Raw genomic sequence first — 21,253 nt, 5'->3', positions numbered from 1 at the left:
AATGCATGACAAACAGAGCAACTCAGTTGCTCTGAAAAAAATAGATTAAATTAGACTTGTGGAACAAATGCAGTATTGTTTTTTAGGAGGTAGTAAATTACCCTAATTAACTTTTTACCGACATGGCATCTGGCAACATTGAAGTGTTTGCCTTCAGAACGCTTTTTGACCATATAATCACTAAAGACTTTATCGCGCATAGCAACAAGTCTAGATGCTTGCATAATAGCCCACCTAAGGTATGTAGAGCCTCTCTTAACCATTGGAGTTTTAGATGCATTGTAAGTCCCAGATTGGTAAGTAGAAGGATCCATACCTGCAAATGCAAGAAGTTTAGCTGGGTTGGAGAAACGATCAATATGACCAATTTCAGCTAATATAATGGCAGCTAGAGTATATCCAATGCCAGGAATAGTAATGAGTGGGGTATTGAGTTCTTGTACGACTAATTTAATTTGATTATCTAATGCATCTATTTCTGTTTGTACAGATTGTATGAGGCGAATAGTTTGTTGTAATTCGAAGGTCAGAGAGCGATTGCTTGACCCAATAGATTTGATAGCAAGCTCTTTTAAAGCAATTGCTTTCTCTTTGCTATATTTACCTTTAGAGGCTGTTCTTATTAGGTTTGTCAACTTTGTCAGATTGCAGTTGTAAATACTATCGGGGGTTGGTAATTCAATTAATAATGCATAGCTGGAACTTTGGTGTATAGACCAAAATAAGCTTGGCAATTCAGGAAAAATGATATCTATTAAGCGACTAACTGAAAGTTTAAGTCTAGAACGGTAACTAACCATTCTATGACGGTGTCTTGTTAGTGACTTTAGCTCCTGAATCTGATATGATACTGGTGAATAGGATTTAGATTCATCAGTAAAGAGCATAGTTGCAATGACCTTAGCGTCGGTCTTATCTGTTTTAGTTTTCCTAAGGGTTTGAGCCTTACGGAAAAGATTAGTAGCCAATGGATTTAGGATGGTGACCTGAAAGCCTTTGGAATACAGATAATTTGTGATATTTGTCTTTGTAATGACCTGTTGATTCAAGTCCTATTTTTACGTTGTTAATACTCTTGGAGTAAGAGCAGAAAGGATAGAAGAATATAGGGTATCAAAACCTTCCTTAGAATTAGAAATACGTAAAGAATTAGTATGAATAACACCATCAGAGTCTAAGATACAAACAATCGTGTTTAGCTTTGGCAACATCAATGCCCACAAATAACATAGTAATCAACTCCTTAAATATAGTACGCTATGTTTCCACAAACCCTATGTTAAATGTATCCTTGCTATATATAAAACGTCAAAGCGTTATCTAACTAATTAACAAATGAACATAGAGCTGTGGTTATAGCCTCAAAAGAAACAGTCGGCTGTATAGGGACAGCTGCCGTAGGTGAACAAACTAATCCACAGCGCCTATAAAGATTATATAGAAAATAATCTAGAAAGGAAAATGTATAATGACTTCCCCTATGTTTTCATTATACAAGGTGAATTTATGAAGATTGATTTTGGCCAAATCAAATCATTTTATGACGGTAAAGCTGGACTCATCGCTGGTCTTTGTCAACAAGTTAATTTGGATACAATTTTTAATAAACATTTAGAACAACATCAAGGTCGCCCAACTGATATTTCCTATGGAATTATGGCTCAACTAATGCTAATCAACATGGCAGATGATCATCACCCTCTATCACGAATGGACGAATATTTTCAAAATACTGATCTTGAAACCATTTTTGGCATTCCTATTGATATAAATAAGCTTAATGATGATAGGTTTGGTGGCTTCCTAGATGCTATGGTTGATGCAGGATGCTTAGCTTTGTACTCAGAGTTATCAGTAAGTGCCTTCAAGCGTTATGGCATTAAGCTTTCTAATATTAACTTTGATACTACTTCAAAGGTAATGTGGGGACAGTATGAAACAAGTGATGGTACTGCAGGAGTCGTTGATATTACCTTTGGTTACTCAAAACAAAAGCGCTTTGATAAGAAACAAATTAAGTTTGCTTTGGGCACAACTCAAGGCATTTGCATTGACGGACTTTTGTTATCCGGTAATGCCGATGATAAGCATTCTAATATTGATTATCTAGACCGCGCAGTGCAGCTACGGGAGCAGTTTGAATTAGAACAAGAAGAATTTTTCTACATTGCTGATAGTGCCGCTTTTACAAAAGCATTCCTACAAAAATCACGTTCCCTAGGTATTGAGCTGATTACACGTATGCCAGATAATATAAAAGAAGGTAAAAAAGCACTAGAATATGCCTGGCTACACCTTAATGAACTTCCTACTGTTGAAGTTCCAACATCAACAAAGCCATCACTTTACCGTGTCTATGAAACTGAATGTGTATATCAAGGAATTCCACTTAAGATGGCAGTATGCTATTCAGAAAAACTTAAGTTTCAGAAAGCAAAGACCCTTGAAAAACGTATTCTCAATGAATCCAAAACCTTAGAAAAACTAGCTAAAACTATGAATCAAAGAAGCTTTGCCTGTTTAGAAGATGCACAGCTTGAAATTAATAAATTAAATCGCCAAGAGTTAAATAAACTCCAGTATCACAAAGTGTCTATAGAAATAGAAAGCCAAGAAATAAGGCGTAGGGGTAGACCTAGTCAAGATACTTCCAAGGATACAGTTGGCTTAAAATATACTTTTACTTTTGCAGTGACCAAGGATGAAAAAAGCATGAAATCACCTCAATTTGTCAACTCATTTTTTGTTGATTCACCTAGACGTGTAGAGGCATTGGGTTATCTGTTACTTATTCTAATGCTTTTATTAAGTGTAGCTGAATATCTTGTAAGAAGAGGCTTAGAAAATGATAAATTAACAATTGTTGGTCCTGGTAAAATAAAGATGGATCGCCCTTCACTTATGGCAATTTATAGAATATTTTTTTCAGTTGCAACGTCTACTGTAAAAATTAACGGTTTATCCTTCATCGAGGATATCATAAACCTTTAGAAGACAATGTCAAAACCGTTATGAAATACCTAGAAATACCTGAGGATTTCTTTATTAGGGGCGCTTTTTAAAAATGATAATTTAATTCATCTAAAACTAAAATACATTCAGCGGAGTATGAGTTATATCCGTATCTAGGTATGTTTTTTGTAATAAAATTAAAGTAATCTATAAATGCATACTTCTTTCTATTTTGATGATTCTTTATTGCCTTTGCTATTTTAATAATTTCGCTGTTGCTTTTTTATTTCTAATTAATCTTTCAGTTTTGTTTGTTGCATCCCAAAAATCAAGAACAAAATTATCTCCCATTGTTATATATTGAAAATAGTTGTACTTCTTTTTTCCTTCAAATAGTTTTTCTAGCTGTGTTTTTACACCACCTCCTAGAGAAACACCTTTTGTAACTATAATGAAAAGATAAGTATCTTCAGAAATATTAATTTCTCTAATGAACTCTTCTACTAATACAGGCAAACCAAAGTAATATATGGGGAATACTATACTCACAATTTTATCTTTAATGATTCCAACGTTGTCATTGTCTTTTATTCTAATCAACTCAACATTATCATCAAATGAGTTACTTATCTTTTTTGCAATTTGATAAGAATTTCCTGTGCCTGAAAAATAAAATATCTTCATTTTTTCCTCCAAAGTTATTTGATTTTCTTCAAAAACCTTCATGCTTAAATATGATCCATAGACGGCGAGCTTTTCCGCTGCATTTCATAGAACGCCCTCGCATTTGCGACGTCTTCGAGCTTACAATGAGCTGCTAATGCCGGGTGCTCCCTTTAAGTCGGCTAATGCAGCGATTGACTCTGTTAGCGAGAAGATGTGATGCTCTGACCCTTCCTTTTACACATGCCACTAACACCCTTGTGAAAACGCACTGTTAGACGATGAACTTCACGCAAAAATTAACGTATAAGAAGTTTCAGCTCTATTTATGTATTTTTGGCAACTTTTACAATAGATTTAACCAGTCTCTTTTTCTATAGAGAATTCTAATTATCGTTACTAGTTTTTTCTTTTCATTAATGACATAAAATATTATGTAATTATCAACAATTACTTGCCTAATTCCTAATTGACACAGTCTATTATCGTTTACTACCGGATGTCGAAAAGGCATTTCTTCTAGACTAAGAACTGCCTTTTCAATAGTATTTAGTACTTTCATTGCTAATTTTGGTTCCAATAGCTCTATTGCAATATATTTTGCTATTTGATGTAAATCAGCTTCTGCAGGTTCAGTAATTTCTATACTATAATTATTATTTTTCATTTTTTAGGCCTTCCCGTATATCTTCTATAGCGTTTGCGAATGGTCTTACTCTTTTCTTTTCCATAGATTCCATTCCCTCTTCTAATAGTTTATATAGTTCGAATTTGCCTACAAGTCTCTCATATGTTTCAATACTCATTACGGCTAAATCACCTTTCCCATTCTTTGTTATATAAACAGGCTCATTAAACTCGTTGCAAAATTTAGATATTTCATTATAATTGTTTCTTAAATCAGAACTAGGTCTTATTGATGGCATAATATGCACCTCCCATTTTATCATATGCATATTATATCAAAATATAGATATATAATCAATTTCAATATAGTTTGTCGTCTAACGGTTCCGTGTTTACGACGTCCCTAAACCGGACCTATTTACCCTTCTACTTGGTGGAGCTTTGCTCCCAGTGAAGAGATGTGGTGCGCTGGCCTCCCCAAAAAACTTTCTTTTAGCACCTTGTAAACACATTGTTAGATGATGATTCTCAATTAACTCCTAATGCTACTACAATGTTTCGTTTTCCATTTACTACATATCATAATTATGATATAATTTAATCATAATAAATATACTGAGGTGATATTGATGCCAAAAATTCTTCCCATTTCTGATTTACGAAATAATTTTAATGCTATATCTGAAGCCTGCCATAAGGAAGCTGAGCCTATATACATTACTAAAAACGGAAAGGGCGACTTGGTAGTAATGAGCTTAGCATACTTCGAACAAATTAAAGCAAAATTAGATTTATATGAAAAACTTGCTGTTGCAGAAGCTGAAAAAACTAATAATGCTCCTGCTATTACTCATGAAGAATTTATTAAATCCTTAAGGAGTAAATACCATGTCTAACCTATTTAAAATTATATATTATCCCACTGCTACGGAGGACATCATTGGTATCTTAGACTACATTTCGATTGATGATCCTCCTTCTGCGATTAAACTTGTCGATAAAATAAATGAATCAATTGGAGCTCTATCATTGTTCCCTTATCTAGGAACAGTCCCTCGAGATTTTTATCTAAAGTCAAAGGGTTATAGAATTTTAATTACCGACTCCTACATAGTATTTTACCTTGTAGATGACTCCTCACAAGTGATTGAAATAATGAGAGTTGTCTCATATAAAACAAACTATAAAACCTTTCTATAAACCTAAACCCCAGAAAAACGACGGAGAGAATTGTCATCTAACGTCTCCGCATTTGCGACGTCTTCGAGCTGGACCCCAACCCAAAGGAATATCCACTTGGGGTGTTTGCACCCAGTGAGAAGAGTGTGGTGCTCTGACTTCCCTTAATCCGTGCTTCTGCAAATGCGTTGTTAGATGCCGTCCTGTTAGTACCATTCTTTCTATTGCCACTAAACCTTTTTTTAATATATTGTGCCATGAAACATATTATTGTAACCGACTTCATTTAGGTACCCTTTCATTTCTAATCTTGGTGTATCAATAACTAACAATTCGTTGTATTTATACATTTCTATCGGAGCAAAAACTTTAAGAACCACTTCTTCCCCTGGCTTAATATCTAGTTTATTCCCTATCGCCTCAACTTTAAAAGGATTACCCTTTGTTCCATTTTCTATTGACAGATTTCACTTTCTTGTGCCATATTTAAAAGAAAAGATATCGCTAAAGTAAGATTTTGCAAAAAAGTTGTTAAGCAGATAATAATTCCTTATGGAAAACATAATCTAACTTTCTATTGTATTTATGTTTAAATTCAACGTATGTAAATGTTACTGAACTATGCCTTTAGATAATAAAAACCCAACAATGATGAGTAAACTACTAACAAGATATAAAGCTATAGTTGTAACACCATTTCCTAGGTATTTACGTAACAATCTTGTGTTAAAGAAATACCAAAAGAAACTATATTTTTTATATGCACCGTTATTCAGAATTTGTGAAGGATGACGAATCCTTAATATCTTACCAAAACAACATCATCACCTATTCCATAATCACCTTGTCCATAGATATCTAAATATTCATCAAGTAAATACTCTTTTACAACTTTCTGCTTATCTTCATCTGAAACTTTCATAAATCCGGCTTTTTCATATGCTCTTACTGCACGTACATTTCTTTTTGATGGTCTAATGATAAATCTCTCTATTTCATAGTTTTTCATTAAATATTCACAAAACATACTTATTGCCTCTGAACCCAAACCTCTTCCACAGTTCTTTTCAGTCCTCATCCATATATCAAGTTCAGCGTTCTTGCCTTTTAAATGGATTGACGAGTAACATATTGCTCCTATTTCTTGATTTCCATCATTTATAATCCATAACTGTCCAAAATTTGGTTTCGAGCCGTCAAAATAATAATCTTTAAAATCCTCACTATACTCTTCCCAACTTGGTATTGGGGTATCATCGAAATTAGGTGGTCCCATATGGCTCTTAGCTGTTTCTGATAAACATAACCATTCATATACTTTTCTTTTATCTGTTAGTTTTGATGGCTCAATAGATACTTGTTGTCCTTTAATCATTTTCATTCTCCTTATTTTTCCCGTGCCGATACCGTCTCTGCCATTCCCGACGCCTTCGAACTGGCCCCCATAGAAATAGCGTCTTGGTGGTGCTCACACCCAGTGAGAAGGTGTGGTGCTCTGATCTTTCCCTAAACATGTGCCACCAGCACCCTTGCGGGAATGACTTGTTATATGCTGTCCTTTAACTCTACACTCTCTATAACCACTAAATACTTTCCTTTCTAATTTCTTAATGACATCTTTAGAAGATACTACAAATTATCCAAATTAATTTATACTCATCTTTTTCTCTTTTACCTTTTTTCTTTCAACCTATCTTTAATCGTTATTACAATTATTACGCAAATCGTTACTGACGTAAAATTAAGAAAAATATCTCGATACGCATCTGGATGTAATGGTTCAATAAATCCTGATATCCACACATACAAAAACACAATTCCCATTGAAATGGCATAAGGTACAAAATATGATAGCACTTTACTTTTAAGCTTTATTTTTTCAAACAGTATAATTGTTATGACAGCTATCAATATCACAGCACCTCTATTCAGTATATGTAAATTGGTATCTGTTGGCTGTCCTTGGTATAGTAGCAAAGCACTACTAAATAGTGTTGTGACTGCATAAATAACACAGAAAAGTATAAATCCGGGTTTTAATTGGTTTATTATTTCTCTTTTCATATTTTCCTTCTCCTTCACTTAGTACAAATAGTCATTGTTATACTTAATACAGAAATTATGAACATCATTACATCCCTACTCTTTACCCAATGCCTCAGCTATCTTTGTTCAAGGATGGCATATAACGGACGGGTGCTTCCTACGCCCCTAAGCCTTACAGGTACTCATGCCGGGGACCCTTTGGGTCGGCTAATGTAGCTGCCGACTCGGTTGGCTTACGGAGTGTGGGCGGCTTCCCCAAACGATTGCCCCACCGCCCGTCAGTGGAAGCATTGTGTTGAACTAAACTCCTAATCGCGATGGCTTAAAACCAAATTTTTCCTTTAATATATACTATTAGACATTACTTTGCATTTTCCTTTACGATGATATTGAATCAAAAATATTTTGTAAAGGAGTTTTATTATGTCTCAGTTATTAGAAAAAATGAAAATGGATTTAACTTTAAACGAATATAGTCCTAATACCCAAAAAACTTATTTGGACAACGTATCTCACTTGTCTAAGCATTTTGCTAAACCTCCTGGATTACTTACCGAGGATGATATTCGAGATTATTTATTCCACAGTATTACTGTTAGAAAATTAAGCTCTTCTTTTGTTAATACTGCCTACAGTGCTATTAAGTTTTTCTTTGAAACAACCTTGGGTCGTGATTGGAATATGTAAAACGTTCCTAGGGTTAAAAAGCTAAAAAACTTCCTGTCGTTTTATCTAAAGATGAAGTCAAAAAATTATTCGATTTAACTACAAATTTAAAGCACAAAGCAATTTTAATGACTACCTCTTCTGCTGGACTACGGGTTAGTGAAGTTTGTAATCTGAAAGTCTCTGATATTGACAGTTCTAATATGCAAATTCATATTCGTGGTGCTAAAGGTAATAAGGACCGCTATTCTTTATTAGGTAATTCTAATTTATTAATTCTTCGTGAATATTTTAAGCTATATCGCCCTACTGATTGGTTATTTCCTAATGAGTTAACTTTAGCTCCTTTGTCTACTCGTACTTTGCAGGCTGTTTTTCGTGATGCTAGGAATAGAGCTGGTATTATTAAGGATGTTTCTATTCATTCTTTAAGGAATAGCTTTGCTACTCATCTTCTTAAATCTGGTGTTGATCTTATCTATATTCAAAGGCTTCTTGGTCATACTAATATTCAAACCACTAGTATTTATCTTCATTTGACCAACAAGGATATTTTAAATGTTATCAGTCCTATGAATACATTAGGTGAATAATATGGCTGACATCCAAAGTATCTTTAATAAGTATGGAGCATTGTGCCGAGAAAAATATGGGGTAACTATTAATCAATCAAAGGTAATGAAAGCTATTGAGACCTGCCGCACTTCTGCCATAATGCCCATGTTCATACTTGCAGAGAATGTGGTCATGAAATCATTTCCTACAACTCCTGTAGAAATATACACTGCCCTCAATGTCAAGATTTTAAAAGAGAACTGTGGCTAAATACGCAAGAGCAATCTTTGCTACTTATTCACTACTTTCACGTAGTCTTTACTCTTCCCCAAGAGCTACGCTTAATTACTCTGTTTAACCAAGAGAAAATATATAATCTTTTGTTTAAAGCTGCTTCTGAAACTCTTTTGGAACTTTCTAGTGATCCTAAACATTTAGGTGCTAGTATTGGATTTTCTTCTATTTTACATACTTGGGGACAAAACATTATATTTCACCCTCATCTTCATTGTATTATTCCTGGTGGTGGCTTAGCTATGAATTCTACTAAATCTGTTCAAACGAAAAAGAAATTCTTTATCCATATTAAGGTCCTCGGAAAGGTATTTCGTGGTAAATTTCTCTTTTATCTTAAACGGTTGTATGCTAATAATGAGCTAAATTTCTTTGGAGATATCGACTATTTAAAAAACCCTAATAAGTTTCAGGAGCTTATTGATTTTTTATATTCTATACCTTGGAATGTCGATTCTAAGCCTAACTTTAAAAAGCCTAGTCATATCATGAAATACCTTGGAAATTATACCCATCGTGTCACTATCTCTAATCATCGTATTGTTAAGGTTGAAAATGATATGGTTACTTTTAAATAGAAGGACTACAAAGATGGTGGCAAACAGAAGCTTATGTCTTTGTATGCTTTGGAGTTTATTAGACGTTTTCTTCTTCATGTTCTTCCACCTAGATTTGTTAAAATCCATCACTTTGGAATATTATGTAATAGAACAAAAAAATAGCCTTAGAATCGTGTAAAAAATTAATTACACTTTTAACTGGTAAAGTTCATCCTAAGGTTAAATTACTACTAACCTCTGCTGAGATACTTATTAAAATGATGGGTAGTGATATTCACTTATGTCCTCATTGCAAAAAAGGTTATATGCTATAAAAGCATATATTTAAAAAAAGTATTAAATTATAATAAAGCTAAGAGGAATCAATCATATCTAAAGATAGATCATGCTGAGTTTTCAAGTTGTATCCACTAAACTTAGGTCAAATTTTAATGAGGAAATCATATTTTAAAAGAAAAAATCAATTGAATCTCCATAGCTTGTAAATACCCACGCGGCTATCATTCAACAAGGTGTATCAGAAATTGAGCTCTGAATTCTCGTTATTAAAGCGAGATTTTTTATGCTCAACTTCTGATACACACTAAATGTTATACGAAGTCTAAGTGCGTATGCTTAGTAAGTCTTACTAGATAGTTTCCAGCATCATCTTGTTCTAGGATTTCACAATCCATTCCAACGCTCGATGCATATTCTTTCAGTATAACATTGTCCAAATATAACCAGTTGAACGTGTCTCCTTCTCTATCATCATAAATCGTTCTATACTTAACTTCTCCGTAGTATCTTCCGGCTTCTTCATTCATTTTCATATACTTTAAATCATCTTGATCACAAGCTGTTTTAAGATCAACTGAATTCAGCAAAATTTGTCCATCTTCTTTTATGAAACATTTTAGATGCTTAAGGAAACTCTCAAGGTTATCTAAAGTCCCAACCATACCAATATTCCTACCCAATAAAACAATTGTTTCATATTGTCCTTCATCAAATTCATAAAAATCAATGCACTTAACCTTTTTAACTCCTCTTCTTTTCATTATCTCACAGGCTTCTTCTGATATATCTATAGCCAAAACATCAAAACCTTTTTCTTGCAATATTAGGCTATGTACACCAGTGCCTCCGCCAATGCACAAAACTTCCCCTTTGCAATAATGAAAAAAATTTCTTTCAGATGGCATCAGTTCATCATAGTCCCTAAAGTATATCTTTATAGGGATATTTATCAACTTACCATCATCTCTTTTTAGAATTTGTTTAGCATCTATGTGTCCGTTAAAATAATCCATAAGTAACATTCCATAATTTTTCATTTTTTTACTCATATTCTACCTCCAGTGTTATAATTTTTATTAGGTAACCGCAGCATGTCATGGCACTTAATTTCGTATAACGGTTCCGTGTTTGCGACGCCTTCGAACTGGACCCCATAGGAATACCCCTTAGCGGAGCTTCGCTCCCAGTGAGAAGAGTGTGGTGCACTGAACTTACCCTAGACTGCGCTTCCAACACCTTTATGCAAATGCATTGTTATATGTTGTTCCATTGCCTCTAATCTCTTTAATTTCACTGGTTTTCACCTTAAGAATTTTTCAGTTGCACTATATGTACCATACTTAAATCAAATCATCTTTTTGCCTGATACCTATCCTTTTGATTAAAAAACGTCATATCTGCATATCCAGCAAATATTTTACCTGAATGCTTTACTCCGCTAGGAATAAAATACCTATCTCCTTTGGAATATGTATTTTTTATGCCATCTATTATTAATTCTATCTTGCCTTCAAGAACTATTCCCCATTGCTCTTCATGTGAATGTTCTGTCAAATCAACATCCTCTGCAAACTTCATAAATATTATCTGATGATTTTCTCCTTGTGACAGATATGCTTTAATACCATTAATTGGTATATCTGCCTCTGGCAACTCAGTAATTGGTTTAGGAAATAATGTTGTCATGTTTTTACTCCTTCCAACCTCATATTTAAATTTTTTTGAGATTAATAAATCCTTACACCAAAACTTCACGAAAAATAAATACTATAGTATAGGTTAAGTTCCCAATACTGCTTAATAAAGATAACGTTCATTTTATTCTTGCAATCTGCTACACTATATAGATTATTTTATTGTTTTGCTTCTTTCTCATAATTCTACTTGCCAAAATAGCATTTAGTAGGAATGACATATAACGTCCCCGGATTTGCGACGCCTTCGAACTGGACATTATAGGAATACCCCCTGGCAGTGCTTGCCACCCAGTGAGAAGAGTGTGGTGCTCTGACCTCTCCTTATAAACGTGCTTCCAACACATTTATGCAAATGTATTGTTAGATGATGTAGGCTGTCCAGCAACTTAAAGGACGCTAGAGCGCCCTCCAGATAAATCCCTCGAATCCTTTCTCAATAATCACACTTTTTACATTTGGAAAGAACTAAAAATAAATAAAAAATGTATTCATTTAGCCAGCTAATATCAAATTAAACAAGCTGTAATTTCATTGAGGTATATTTAGATTTTACTTCAGTAAAGCCAAGTTTTTCATATAATGCCTTTCCATCCTGTGTAGCAGAAAGGTCAATTGAAGACACACCTAATTGTTTTGCTTCATCAATTATTTGATATATAACCTTTCTGGCAATCCCCATTCTGCGATACTCAGGATATGTAAGAACATTGAGCAAAGTGCCCGTTTTACCTGTAATGAACGTTGGATTTGCAGGTTTTTCTGATATTGCAAGAAATGCTGTTGACACTACTTTATTTTCTATTTCAGCTAAAATCGCTATGAAATCATGGTTAATATGTTTTACATAATATGTTGTCAACTGTGAACGTATTGCACTCTCTTCATCTTCTATCAAATTACCTCTGTCAGCTAACAGGTAATCTATTCGAAGTTTCATAAGTATGTCGATATCGTCAAGGGTTGCTTTGCGAATGTTCATTTTCCTACGCCTCCATAATATATACTTAATTACAACACATTTCAAATGTATACGACAGTAATAAAAACTCCTGATACTTATACCCGTGGAAATTCGCACATGGACGTGTGGCATTGCAGTCTATGTTATCTAACGTTTCTGCCATTCCCGACACCTTCGAACTGTACCCCATAGGAATACCCATTGGCGGTGCTCGCACCCTGTAAGAAGGTGTGGTGCCTGACCCTCCTCCATGACGGTGCCTACAAAGACTTGCTCCCTGACCGTGCTTCTTGCACCCCTAGCGGGAATGGGCTTGTTAGTTGATGCCACAACCAACTATGCAGATATCCTTTCAAATTGATTTAAAGTTACCAAGGTGTTGTTCTTCAAATTAAATGCGGTTAACTTCTTCGTTTTATTTAATGTTTACTTTAAGACCAATCTTTACATTATTCAACGTACTTAATGGAACATAATCACAATAAATAAGGTTAAGTTATATGTTATTTCGCTTAAATCCATGAACATCTTTAAAGACATCCATGGATTTATTATTATCCTAATTCAATTTCATTTACTGCAAGCATTACTATGTCAGAATCTACTATATTGGCATTTTTGCTATTAGCAATAATAAGACTTGAATTGCATATCTTATTAATAAGTCTTGGTATACCATTTGATGCATTTATTATAGCTTCTAGTGCATTGGCGTTAAAGATTTCCAAAGTAGATTTTGCACCCGAAAGTTTTCCTTTTATATAAGAAAGTGATTCTTCTCTCTTTGAGACTATCGAGATTATAGTTATAGTAACTCTTTGTCTTAATGGTTCATTAGCAACTAATCTTAAAGTATTATTAAGCTGAGGCAAGCCTACAAGAATAACTACGGCTCTATCTTTTGAATCCATATCAAAATTAAAAAGCATTTTAAGGTCATTAAGTACAGCATTGTTGATGTAGTTAGCTTCATCTATTATTATTACTGGGGTTATACGTTTCTCAATGGAATACCTGTTTATTTCTGCTTGTATATTTTTAAAGTTGTCTGTTTTTTTATGCATTGGCTCAAGGCCTAGTTCTGATGACAGATGTTTGTAGAACTCACTCACTGTAAGTGTTGACAGTGAAGTATATATAACCTTGTATAAAGAGTTATTAAGCCCATTAACCCACTCTAATTGCTTTGTAGTCTTACCCCGTCCTGGACCACCTGTAATTACTCCGAAACCTTTATTGTTTAAAAGATAATTAAGCCTGTAGATTATTTCATTGTATTCAGATGTCTCCACTACGATATCTTTTGTGTTCTTTATGAATGGGTTAAAGTCAAGCCCATATCTGCTAATGTAATCGATCATTTTAATATTTGCCTCCCGTAAATTTTACTTTTTCTCTTTTTATCAGTGAATTTTCCTGCTTATTTAACAGTTTTATAGCTGTAAGTTCACCGGTATGCTTGTCAACTACATAGATTTTACTAAGGTCAGGTGAATACCTTAAGGTAACTTTCTGTTTTGAATAACGATAAGGCACCTCATACTCAATTTCATCTATCATTACTACGTTATCAGCAGATACACGCCTCTCGTACTCAAGAAGAAATGTTGTTTCAATCAACTCTTCAGGTAATCTTTTTATAAGATATGATTCATTAAAGAACCTATCTTGGGGGCACAACCCGTTAAGAGAACTATGTATGCTCTGATTATAATGATTAACATAGTTTAGTAAGGCTTCACGAAGTTCAGCAATAGATGAGTAATCACTCATGTTTAGCTGAGACATCCATTGATCTTTCAATGTTTTAAACCACCTTTCTACTTTCGCTTTACTGGTTGGAGTGTATGGAGCACAGTAATTTATGGTTGAACCTATCCTTGCAACTAGAAGTTCCATCTGTTTATTTTTATAGCATGATCCATTATCAAAATTTAAAATCTTTGGTCTTCCAAATCTTGTGACAGCTGTTTTCATGATAGACATAAGATTTATGAAGGTATCATTAAAAAAGATATCAATTCCAACAATATATCTTGAAGCATCATCAAGTAGTGCAATGATATAGGTGCGTTTTTTTGTTCCATCTATTTTAATATAAGGACCAACACTACTGTCGCCACACCATACTTCATTTATGTGGGCTCTTTCATATCGCCTCATATCTTTGTTACCTGTATATTTATTTTCAATTTTAATTTGATTTACAAATCTATTGATTGTGGAGAGAGATATATCACCTTTATTTATGGTGCCATTATCAATTAACTTCTGATGTATTAAAGTTGCAGGTATTCGTGGGTATTCCTTTTTTAGAAAGCGAACCTGCTCCATTATATCTTCGTCAATTTTTCTGGGCTGTCCGGTGTCACGCCTTCGTTGTGGAATAAGGGCATCAAAGCCACTTTGCCTATAACTGTAGTACCACCGTTCAAGAGTTGAGGCAGAAATTTTTGTATCTTCACCTCTTGGATTGGTATAGGTTTTTTTAGCCGTATCAGAAAAAAACTCTTTTATACTTTTATCTTCATCGTAGGTTCCACTTACTATTGGAGCGATGATCCCGTATCTAAAAAGCGCAATATTTCTTCTTGCTTCATCATTCATCTTTAAAATCCTCCTTCTATTTAAAGTATATTTAGAGTTTAGAATATAAAAAACAAATGGTAAAACAGGCTTATGTGGTTTTATGTAAATATAATATTTGGTATGCATTTAATCTGCATAAACTGCCGTTTGAATGTAGAAAGACAGTGTCTTATGATGGATACGATATCATCGGCAATAGAAAATCCGAAAGCGAAGAGCTTCCTTCCAGTACCTTAAATACATACTGATAACATATCTGATGTTACTTTCATCTATATATTCATTGGTAGTCATAATGGATTCAAATGAATCATTGGAAATATATGCTCTTATCATTGATATATGGTCATTAAGAAGTATTTGGGAGTAAGGAACGATAAACTTAGGGAATATGGCATGCGTCTTGCCACGCGTTTACATTTCATGCGCAAAATGGACAGTGTAATGAAACCTTCGGGTGTCTTAATAGAACGGTTATAGTAACCATGTTTAATAAGGCAGCCAGACAAGGTACAGGAGCAAGATAATTGGTAGAGGTTTATAGTATCAAGAAATTTATTATATGAAATTTGATTAAATGTATTGATTTTATCTGTAATTAGAGTTATCATAATATTGTTTTATGGGGACAGAAGTTGAATTGTGGTAGAGGAGACTTCTGTCTTTCTTTCTAAATAAATATAGACTGTAATAATAACATAAAAAGGATAACCATTAAATAGGTTGACAAGAATTTAGTCAACTACTTGATGTTTATCCTTTATTTATTTCAAATAGATTTTGTCAATTGAGTTGCACATAAAATGCCGTTCTATACCAAGGTTTTCAGAGTTAATACTCCTATCCATTCATTGTATACTTCTTTTAAATCACCTTCATAATAGCTTTTACCCCAAGGAGGATTAATTTGTCCATTTAATTCAAGTTGTCCAACGATAAAGTTTAGATTATCATTTAACTTTGATTCTAAAACTCCAAATCTATTACTATCTATCTTTTCTACAAATTCAATTGGCCTTGGAACGTACTCGTGCCATTCTTGCTCATCGTATACAATGACTTGCTTTATAGCAAAGCTAATTCTTTTTTCCAGTCTCTTTTGTAATTCCTCAGGTAATACTCCATATAGTTTTATGTAGCAGAAAAGTTCGTTTTCCGAGTTAAATTCTTGTTTATCTTCTATGTAATTGATTGCATACTCTACTAAGCTATCTATATCCAAAGTTTTTACATAATTCCTATACTTATAAAGATAAGCCAGTATCTCTGCAGATGGATTTCCCCAACTCCTATCTATTATTGTCATGCTATCTTCTTCGTTAAAGTGCCACCAAGAAGCATGAGGGAAATTATTTACTTCTTTAATGACAGCAAACCAACCATTCCTTTTTTTATCAAATGATGTCTCTAAGTAGCCTATTGCCGATTTTATCATCTCTTTTGATTCTTCTAGTTCATTTAAGGAGGATAAAAGTCTTATCCCTACGGAAGTAGCCATTGGCGAAGAAAGAGGCAACCTAAAATCTGATTCTATTCCATGACCAAAACCACCATCTTCATTTTGAAACTTTTTTAACTCATTCAATATATCTTGCTCTGGACCTTTACTAAAATATCTTCTTAAAGTAGCTTTTTCTAAAGGTCTCCCATATTTCATAATCGATTGCCTCGCTTGATCAAAACAAGCCTGACTTAACATTTTCAAATCGATCCCTCCTATAATTAACTTTATTACATCTGTATTTAATAGTATCAGATAAATCAATTGACTCCAAAGTCCTGTTTGGCATTGTGGTGTCAACGTTCCTGCCATTCCCGACACCTTCGAACTCGACCAAAAATGAATACCCCTTGGCGGTGCTTGCACCCAGTGAGAAGGTGTGGTGCTCTGACCTTTCCCTGAATACGTGCCCACAAAGCACCCTTGCGGGAATGGCTTGTTGAACGAAACCGCTAATCGCGGTGGCTTTTAAAAACCATTTTTTCCTTTGAATATATCTATTAGACATTACTTTGCATTTTCCTTTACGATGATATTGAATCAAAAATATTTTGTAAAGGAGTTTTATTATGTCTCAGTTATTAGAAAAAATGAAAATGGATTTAACTTTAAAGGAATATAGTCCTAATACCAACGTATCTCACTTGTCTAAGCATTTTGCTAAACCTCCTGGATTACTTACCGAGGATGATATTCGAGATTATTTATTCCACAGTATTACTGTTAGAAAATTAAGCTCTTCTTTTGTTAATACTGCCTACAGTGCTATTAAGTTTTTCTTTGAAACAACCTTGGGTCGTGATTGGAATATGTAAAACGTTCCTAGGGTTAAAAAGCTAAAAAACTTCCTGTCGTTTTATCTAAAGATGAAGTCAAAAAATTATTCGATTTAACTACAAATTTAAAGCACAAAGCAATTTTAATGACTACCTCTTCTGCTAGACTACGGGTTAGTGAAGTTTGTAATCTGAAAGTCTCTGATATTGACAGTTCTAATATGCAAATTCATATTCGTGGTGCTAAAGGTAATAAGGACCGCTATTCTTTATTAGGTAATTCTAATTTATTAATTCTTCGTGAATATTTTAAGCTATATCGCCCTACTGATCGGTTATTTCCTAATGAGTTAACTTTAGCTCCTTTGTCTACTCGTACTTTGCAGGCTGTTTTTCGTGATGCTAGGAATAGAGCTGGTATTATTAAGGATGTTTCTATTCATTCTTTAAGGAATAGCTTTGCTACTCATCTTCTTAAATCTGGTGTTGATCTTATCTATATTCAAAGGCTTCTTGGTCATACTAATATTCAAACCACTAGTATTTATCTTCATTTGACCAACAAGGATATTTTAAATGTTATCAGTCCTATGAATACATTAGGTGAATAATATGGCTGACATCCAAAGTATCTTTAATAAGTATGGAGCATTGTGCCGAGAAAAATATGGGGTAACTATTAATCAATCAAAGGTAATGAAAGCTATTGAGACCTGCCGCACTTCTGCCATAATGCCCATGTTCATACTTGCAGAGAATGTGGTCATGAAATCATTTCCTACGACTCCTGTAGAAATATACACTGCCCTCAATGTCAAGATTTTAAAAGAGAACTGTGGCTAAATAAGCAAGAGCAATCTTTGCTACTTATTCACTACTTTCACGTAGTCTTTACTCTTCCCCAAGAGCTACGCTTAATTACTCTGTTTAACCAAGAGAAAATATATAATCTTTTGTTTAAAGCTGCTTCTGAAACTCTTTTGGAACTTTCTAGTGATCCTAAACATTTAGGTGCTAGTATTGGATTTTCTTCTATTTTACATACTTGGGGACAAAACATTATATTTCACCCTCATCTTCATTGTATTATTCCTGGTGGTGGCTTAGCTATGAATTCTACTAAATTTGTTCAAACGAAAAAGAAATTCTTTATCCATATTAAGGTCCTCGGAACGGTATTTCGTGGTAAATTTCTCTTTTATCTTAAACGGTTGTATGCTAATAATGAGCTAAATTTCTTTGGAGATATCGACTATTTAAAAGACCCTAATAAGTTTCAGGAGCTTATTGATTTTTTATATTCTATACCTTGGAATGTCGATTCTAAGCCTAACTTTAAAAAGCCTAGTCATATCATGAAATACCTTGAAAATTATACTCATCGTGTCACTATCTCTAATCATCGTATTGTTAAGGTTGAAAATGATATGGTTACTTTTAAATAGAAGGACTACAAAGATGGTGGCAAACAGAAGCTTATGTCTTTGTATGCTTTGGAGTTTATTAGACGTTTTCTTCTTCATGTTCTTCCACCTAGATTTGTTAAAATCCATCACTTTGGAATATTATGTAATAGAACAAAAAAATAGCCTTAGAATCGTGTAAAAAATTAATTACACTTTTAACTGGTAAAGTTCATCCTAAGGTTAAATTACTACTAACCTCTGCTGAGATACTTATTAAAATGATGGGTAGTGATATTCACTTATGTCCTCATTGCAAAAAAGGTTATATGCTATCTCAGCATGATCTATCTTTAGATATGATTGATTCCTCTTAGCTTTATTATAATTTAATACTTTTTTTAAATATATGCTTTTATGGGGAGGGGGCTTCATACTCTAGTAATGGTTATATATTGAATATTTTCAAGTTGTATCCACTAAACTTAGGTCAAATTTTAATGAAGAAATCATATATAAAAGAAAAAATCAATTGAATCTCCATAGCTCGTAAATATCCACGCGGCTATCATTCAACAAGGTGTATCAGAAATTGAGCTCTGAATTCTCGTTATTAAAGCGAGATTTTTTATGCTCAACTTCTGATACACCACTAAATGTTATGTGATGTTTACCGCTTGTTCCCAAACCCATGCTTTAATATTATTCTTCTTCGTCTTCACAAAGACCTATACTATTGTAGTAACAATCTTCCATAAACATCCCAAAGCCCCACCCGATATGGCTACTTTCTTCCATTACTTTTAGTCATCTATCTTTAAAATCGTTCTCTAAACTATTTTCTAATATTACATCTATAGACTTTTCATACATACCTGCGATATTATTATAAAATCTTTCATCAATATCTCCATAACAATTAGTAAATTCTACGCCATTTTCAACATATGGCATCATTAATTCTGCCAAGAACTTAGGACTTTGAGATATTTTTTTATAGTCATTTACCGCTTTTTTTTAAAACTTTATAATCTGGAAACTTATTTCCTCTTGCTGGAAAAAATTCGTTCTCAATAATTTTCTTGTATTTTTCCATTAAATCTTTTTCTGCATTAGGTTTTACTTTTAAAAAGTAGTATTCTTTAACATCACTACTCTTCTTAAATAAATCGATTATTTCATTCTTGAGTTCATTATGACTTTTTTCAGATAAATATTTTCTTAATTCAGTTATTTTTATATCCATTCTAGAATCTACCTCCATAATCAAAAACTTAATAAATAAAAAATATACCTCAGAACAAAGAGCGGTGAATGTTCACATAACGTTTCGAGGCTTAGCGACGTCGGACTTTCCTTAAAAACCTTCTACCCGATGTCTACTAAGCCTCTGTTAGGCGCTGGCAATTTAAATAGATACTTACAATACAGATTTGATTATTTTCATCATCGCATTACCAGCTAACCTATGGCCTTGTCCGTTTATCTGATTAGTTGTACCACAGAAGTATAGGTCTGTTTGGGGATTATAAAATGCAAAAGATCCCGTTTGTCCCCAAAAACCTACTATCTCTTTAATTGGCTTCAATGGTGACACGATTCTTGGTGCCCATAACTTTTCTAAACCTATTCCAAATTGAAATAGTCCTGGCGGTGGCAGAATGAAGTTCCACTGCTTTAAATTATTGATTCTTTCCTTTGGGAAGAATCGCCCATTAAAAAATTCTTTTAAAAAGATCATTACCTCATCAGCTGTTGAAACAATTCCACCTTCAACTGTTACTGATGCTATGTATTGAGGTAGCCATAACTGTTGAGATTTATAGTAAAAAGGTACGGGTGTATTATCGTTAACATCACTATATGCATAGGTGTTAGGCAAATCCAATTTAGAAAATATATAGTCATGAAAAACTTCACCGATATTTTGCCCTGTCACATTTTCTATGATTCTACCTAGAAGCTGGTAGTTCGAATCAGAATACGCTGCTTTCCCCTTAGCCCCTGGCTTAAAATTGGGTTTAAGCTCCTTTATTAAATCAATTGTTTTATCCAAATGCCAGGCTTCATCATGACCCTCCATCAGTTCGTCAGCAGCGGTTCTACCATTATCTTGCTTATGATAAAAATAGTCAGGCAAACCCGATGTATTAGAAATCAAATGAGCAATAGTAATCTCATTCGAATAGTCGACGCCCTTTAAGACATGAAGTCCCTCACAAAAGTGATCTGGTAAATATTTTGATATTTTATCACTTAATGCTATACGATTCTCCTCAATAAGTTGCATCACTACTGCTGTTACATACAGTTTAGTAACACTTGCAATAAAAAATCTACTGTCCTTTTCCATATTACCCACTGCCCCGGTCCAAGAAAAACTCTTGTCGCTATTCTCCACGCACAGAACAGCACTAAAAATCCTTTTCTTGTCAACCATTTTATTAAGTATATCATTTAGTAATTTCTCATTCACCATCCTTTTCTCATCTCCTTAATTCGGTT

22 protein-coding genes and 4 pseudogenes are annotated in these 21,253 nt (G+C 33.7%); 9 read left to right on the top strand and 17 right to left on the bottom strand.

What is annotated here, in order from left to right:
- Positions 1-50: 50 nt before the first annotated feature.
- The gene (locus HZR23_RS10905; RefSeq protein ID WP_249536675.1) at positions 51-1,049 is read right to left on the bottom strand and encodes an IS110 family RNA-guided transposase; all 999 of its coding nucleotides are present in this window, start codon (positions 1,047-1,049) and stop codon (positions 51-53) included.
- Between the two features lie 9 nt (positions 1,050-1,058).
- Positions 1,059-1,211 (bottom strand): hypothetical protein, encoded by a 153-nt coding sequence (locus tag HZR23_RS17135; RefSeq protein ID WP_249536674.1) that lies wholly within the window; start codon positions 1,209-1,211, stop codon positions 1,059-1,061.
- 295 nt (positions 1,212-1,506) lie between these two features.
- On the opposite strand from HZR23_RS17135, the gene HZR23_RS10900 reads away from it, so the two are divergent.
- On the top strand, positions 1,507-2,991 hold the full coding sequence (locus HZR23_RS10900; RefSeq protein ID WP_213050242.1) for an IS1634 family transposase: 1,485 nt from the start codon (positions 1,507-1,509) through the stop codon (positions 2,989-2,991).
- Positions 2,992-3,207: 216 nt separating this feature from the next.
- Here the strand turns inward: HZR23_RS10900 and HZR23_RS10895 are convergent, their stop codons facing one another.
- The 3 genes from HZR23_RS10895 to HZR23_RS10885 form a co-directional block, all read right to left on the bottom strand.
- Positions 3,208-3,678 carry an EFR1 family ferrodoxin gene (locus HZR23_RS10895; protein ID WP_132849859.1) on the bottom strand — a complete coding sequence of 157 codons (471 nt, stop codon included), beginning with the start codon at positions 3,676-3,678 and terminating at the stop codon, positions 3,208-3,210.
- A 283-nt stretch (positions 3,679-3,961) separates the two neighbouring features.
- Positions 3,962-4,282: a type II toxin-antitoxin system RelE/ParE family toxin gene (locus HZR23_RS10890; RefSeq protein WP_132849860.1), complete on the bottom strand. Its 321-nt coding sequence runs from the start codon at positions 4,280-4,282 to the stop codon at positions 3,962-3,964.
- Positions 4,272-4,541: a type II toxin-antitoxin system Phd/YefM family antitoxin gene (locus HZR23_RS10885; RefSeq protein WP_132849861.1), complete on the bottom strand. Its 270-nt coding sequence runs from the start codon at positions 4,539-4,541 to the stop codon at positions 4,272-4,274. The genes HZR23_RS10890 and HZR23_RS10885 overlap by 11 nt, the downstream gene beginning before the upstream one ends.
- Before the next feature lie 330 nt (positions 4,542-4,871).
- Here HZR23_RS10885 and HZR23_RS10880 point away from each other — a divergent pair, with 330 nt between their 5' ends.
- Both HZR23_RS10880 and HZR23_RS10875 read left to right on the top strand, forming a co-directional pair.
- On the top strand, positions 4,872-5,138 hold the full coding sequence (locus HZR23_RS10880; protein WP_132849862.1) for a type II toxin-antitoxin system Phd/YefM family antitoxin: 267 nt from the start codon (positions 4,872-4,874) through the stop codon (positions 5,136-5,138).
- The gene (locus HZR23_RS10875) at positions 5,131-5,442 is read left to right on the top strand and encodes a type II toxin-antitoxin system RelE/ParE family toxin (protein WP_132849863.1); all 312 of its coding nucleotides are present in this window, start codon (positions 5,131-5,133) and stop codon (positions 5,440-5,442) included. The genes HZR23_RS10880 and HZR23_RS10875 overlap by 8 nt, the downstream gene beginning before the upstream one ends.
- 778 nt (positions 5,443-6,220) lie before the next feature.
- Here the strand turns inward: HZR23_RS10875 and HZR23_RS10870 are convergent.
- Complete coding sequence (locus HZR23_RS10870) at positions 6,221-6,796, bottom strand: GNAT family N-acetyltransferase (RefSeq protein ID WP_165913805.1); 576 nt, start codon at positions 6,794-6,796, stop codon at positions 6,221-6,223.
- Between the two features lie 296 nt (positions 6,797-7,092).
- Entirely contained in the window at positions 7,093-7,485 is a 393-nt protein-coding gene (locus HZR23_RS10865) for a DUF6608 family protein (protein ID WP_132849865.1), read from the bottom strand.
- 405 nt (positions 7,486-7,890) lie between these two features.
- Between HZR23_RS10865 and HZR23_RS17130 the strand changes: the two genes are divergently transcribed.
- From HZR23_RS17130 to HZR23_RS10850, 3 genes and pseudogenes are all read left to right on the top strand, one after another.
- On the top strand, positions 7,891-8,154 hold the full coding sequence (locus HZR23_RS17130; protein ID WP_132849866.1) for a site-specific integrase: 264 nt from the start codon (positions 7,891-7,893) through the stop codon (positions 8,152-8,154).
- A 50-nt stretch (positions 8,155-8,204) separates the two neighbouring features.
- A pseudogene (locus tag HZR23_RS17125) lies at positions 8,205-8,726 on the top strand (tyrosine-type recombinase/integrase); the annotation flags it as partial.
- Positions 8,727-8,828: 102 nt separating this feature from the next.
- A pseudogene (locus HZR23_RS10850) lies at positions 8,829-9,704 on the top strand (IS91 family transposase).
- A 428-nt stretch (positions 9,705-10,132) separates the two neighbouring features.
- Here HZR23_RS10850 and HZR23_RS10840 read toward each other — a convergent pair.
- The 7 genes from HZR23_RS10840 to HZR23_RS10810 all read right to left on the bottom strand — a co-directional run bounded on the left by HZR23_RS10840 (position 10,133) and on the right by HZR23_RS10810 (position 17,077).
- A complete protein-coding gene (locus HZR23_RS10840) occupies positions 10,133-10,870 on the bottom strand; it encodes a class I SAM-dependent methyltransferase (protein ID WP_132849890.1) in 738 nt (245 codons plus the stop codon).
- A gap of 301 nt (positions 10,871-11,171) precedes the next feature.
- Complete coding sequence (locus HZR23_RS10835) at positions 11,172-11,507, bottom strand: cupin domain-containing protein (protein ID WP_132849891.1); 336 nt, start codon at positions 11,505-11,507, stop codon at positions 11,172-11,174.
- A 522-nt stretch (positions 11,508-12,029) separates the two neighbouring features.
- A complete protein-coding gene (locus HZR23_RS10830; RefSeq protein WP_165913808.1) occupies positions 12,030-12,455 on the bottom strand; it encodes a GNAT family N-acetyltransferase in 426 nt (141 codons plus the stop codon).
- Positions 12,456-13,033: 578 nt separating this feature from the next.
- Positions 13,034-13,840, bottom strand: a complete 807-nt coding sequence (locus HZR23_RS10825; RefSeq protein ID WP_213050240.1) for an ExeA family protein — start codon at positions 13,838-13,840, stop codon at positions 13,034-13,036.
- A 1-nt stretch (position 13,841) separates the two neighbouring features.
- The gene (locus HZR23_RS10820; RefSeq protein ID WP_213050239.1) at positions 13,842-15,086 is read right to left on the bottom strand and encodes a DDE-type integrase/transposase/recombinase; all 1,245 of its coding nucleotides are present in this window, start codon (positions 15,084-15,086) and stop codon (positions 13,842-13,844) included.
- 793 nt (positions 15,087-15,879) lie between these two features.
- A complete protein-coding gene (locus tag HZR23_RS10815; RefSeq protein ID WP_243098310.1) occupies positions 15,880-16,767 on the bottom strand; it encodes a prenyltransferase/squalene oxidase repeat-containing protein in 888 nt (295 codons plus the stop codon).
- On the bottom strand, positions 16,745-17,077 hold the full coding sequence (locus HZR23_RS10810) for a hypothetical protein (RefSeq protein ID WP_213050238.1): 333 nt from the start codon (positions 17,075-17,077) through the stop codon (positions 16,745-16,747). Before HZR23_RS10810 ends, HZR23_RS10815 begins: the two co-directional genes overlap by 23 nt.
- Before the next feature lie 61 nt (positions 17,078-17,138).
- On the opposite strand from HZR23_RS10810, the gene HZR23_RS17120 reads away from it, so the two are divergent.
- The 3 genes and pseudogenes from HZR23_RS17120 to HZR23_RS10795 all read left to right on the top strand — a co-directional run bounded on the left by HZR23_RS17120 (position 17,139) and on the right by HZR23_RS10795 (position 18,934).
- Complete coding sequence (locus tag HZR23_RS17120) at positions 17,139-17,384, top strand: site-specific integrase (protein WP_249536673.1); 246 nt, start codon at positions 17,139-17,141, stop codon at positions 17,382-17,384.
- Positions 17,385-17,434: 50 nt separating this feature from the next.
- A pseudogene (locus HZR23_RS17115) lies at positions 17,435-17,956 on the top strand (tyrosine-type recombinase/integrase); the annotation flags it as partial.
- Positions 17,957-18,058: 102 nt separating this feature from the next.
- Positions 18,059-18,934 (top strand): annotated as a pseudogene (locus tag HZR23_RS10795) (IS91 family transposase).
- A 621-nt stretch (positions 18,935-19,555) separates the two neighbouring features.
- Here the strand turns inward: HZR23_RS10795 and HZR23_RS10785 are convergent.
- The 3 genes from HZR23_RS10785 to HZR23_RS10775 all read right to left on the bottom strand — a co-directional run bounded on the left by HZR23_RS10785 (position 19,556) and on the right by HZR23_RS10775 (position 21,227).
- On the bottom strand, positions 19,556-19,717 hold the full coding sequence (locus HZR23_RS10785) for a hypothetical protein (RefSeq protein WP_207667948.1): 162 nt from the start codon (positions 19,715-19,717) through the stop codon (positions 19,556-19,558).
- A 31-nt stretch (positions 19,718-19,748) separates the two neighbouring features.
- Positions 19,749-19,994, bottom strand: a complete 246-nt coding sequence (locus HZR23_RS10780; RefSeq protein WP_207667949.1) for a DUF6155 family protein — start codon at positions 19,992-19,994, stop codon at positions 19,749-19,751.
- 174 nt (positions 19,995-20,168) lie between these two features.
- Positions 20,169-21,227 (bottom strand): serine hydrolase domain-containing protein, encoded by a 1,059-nt coding sequence (locus tag HZR23_RS10775; RefSeq protein WP_132849817.1) that lies wholly within the window; start codon positions 21,225-21,227, stop codon positions 20,169-20,171.
- Positions 21,228-21,253: the final 26 nt, after the last annotated feature.

This window comes from Serpentinicella alkaliphila (genome assembly GCF_018141405.1).
Classification (GTDB): Bacteria; Bacillota; Clostridia; order Peptostreptococcales; family Natronincolaceae; genus Serpentinicella; species Serpentinicella alkaliphila.
Note: the sequence above shows the minus strand (reverse complement) of the source record. Positions and strands in the feature narration are given on the sequence as shown.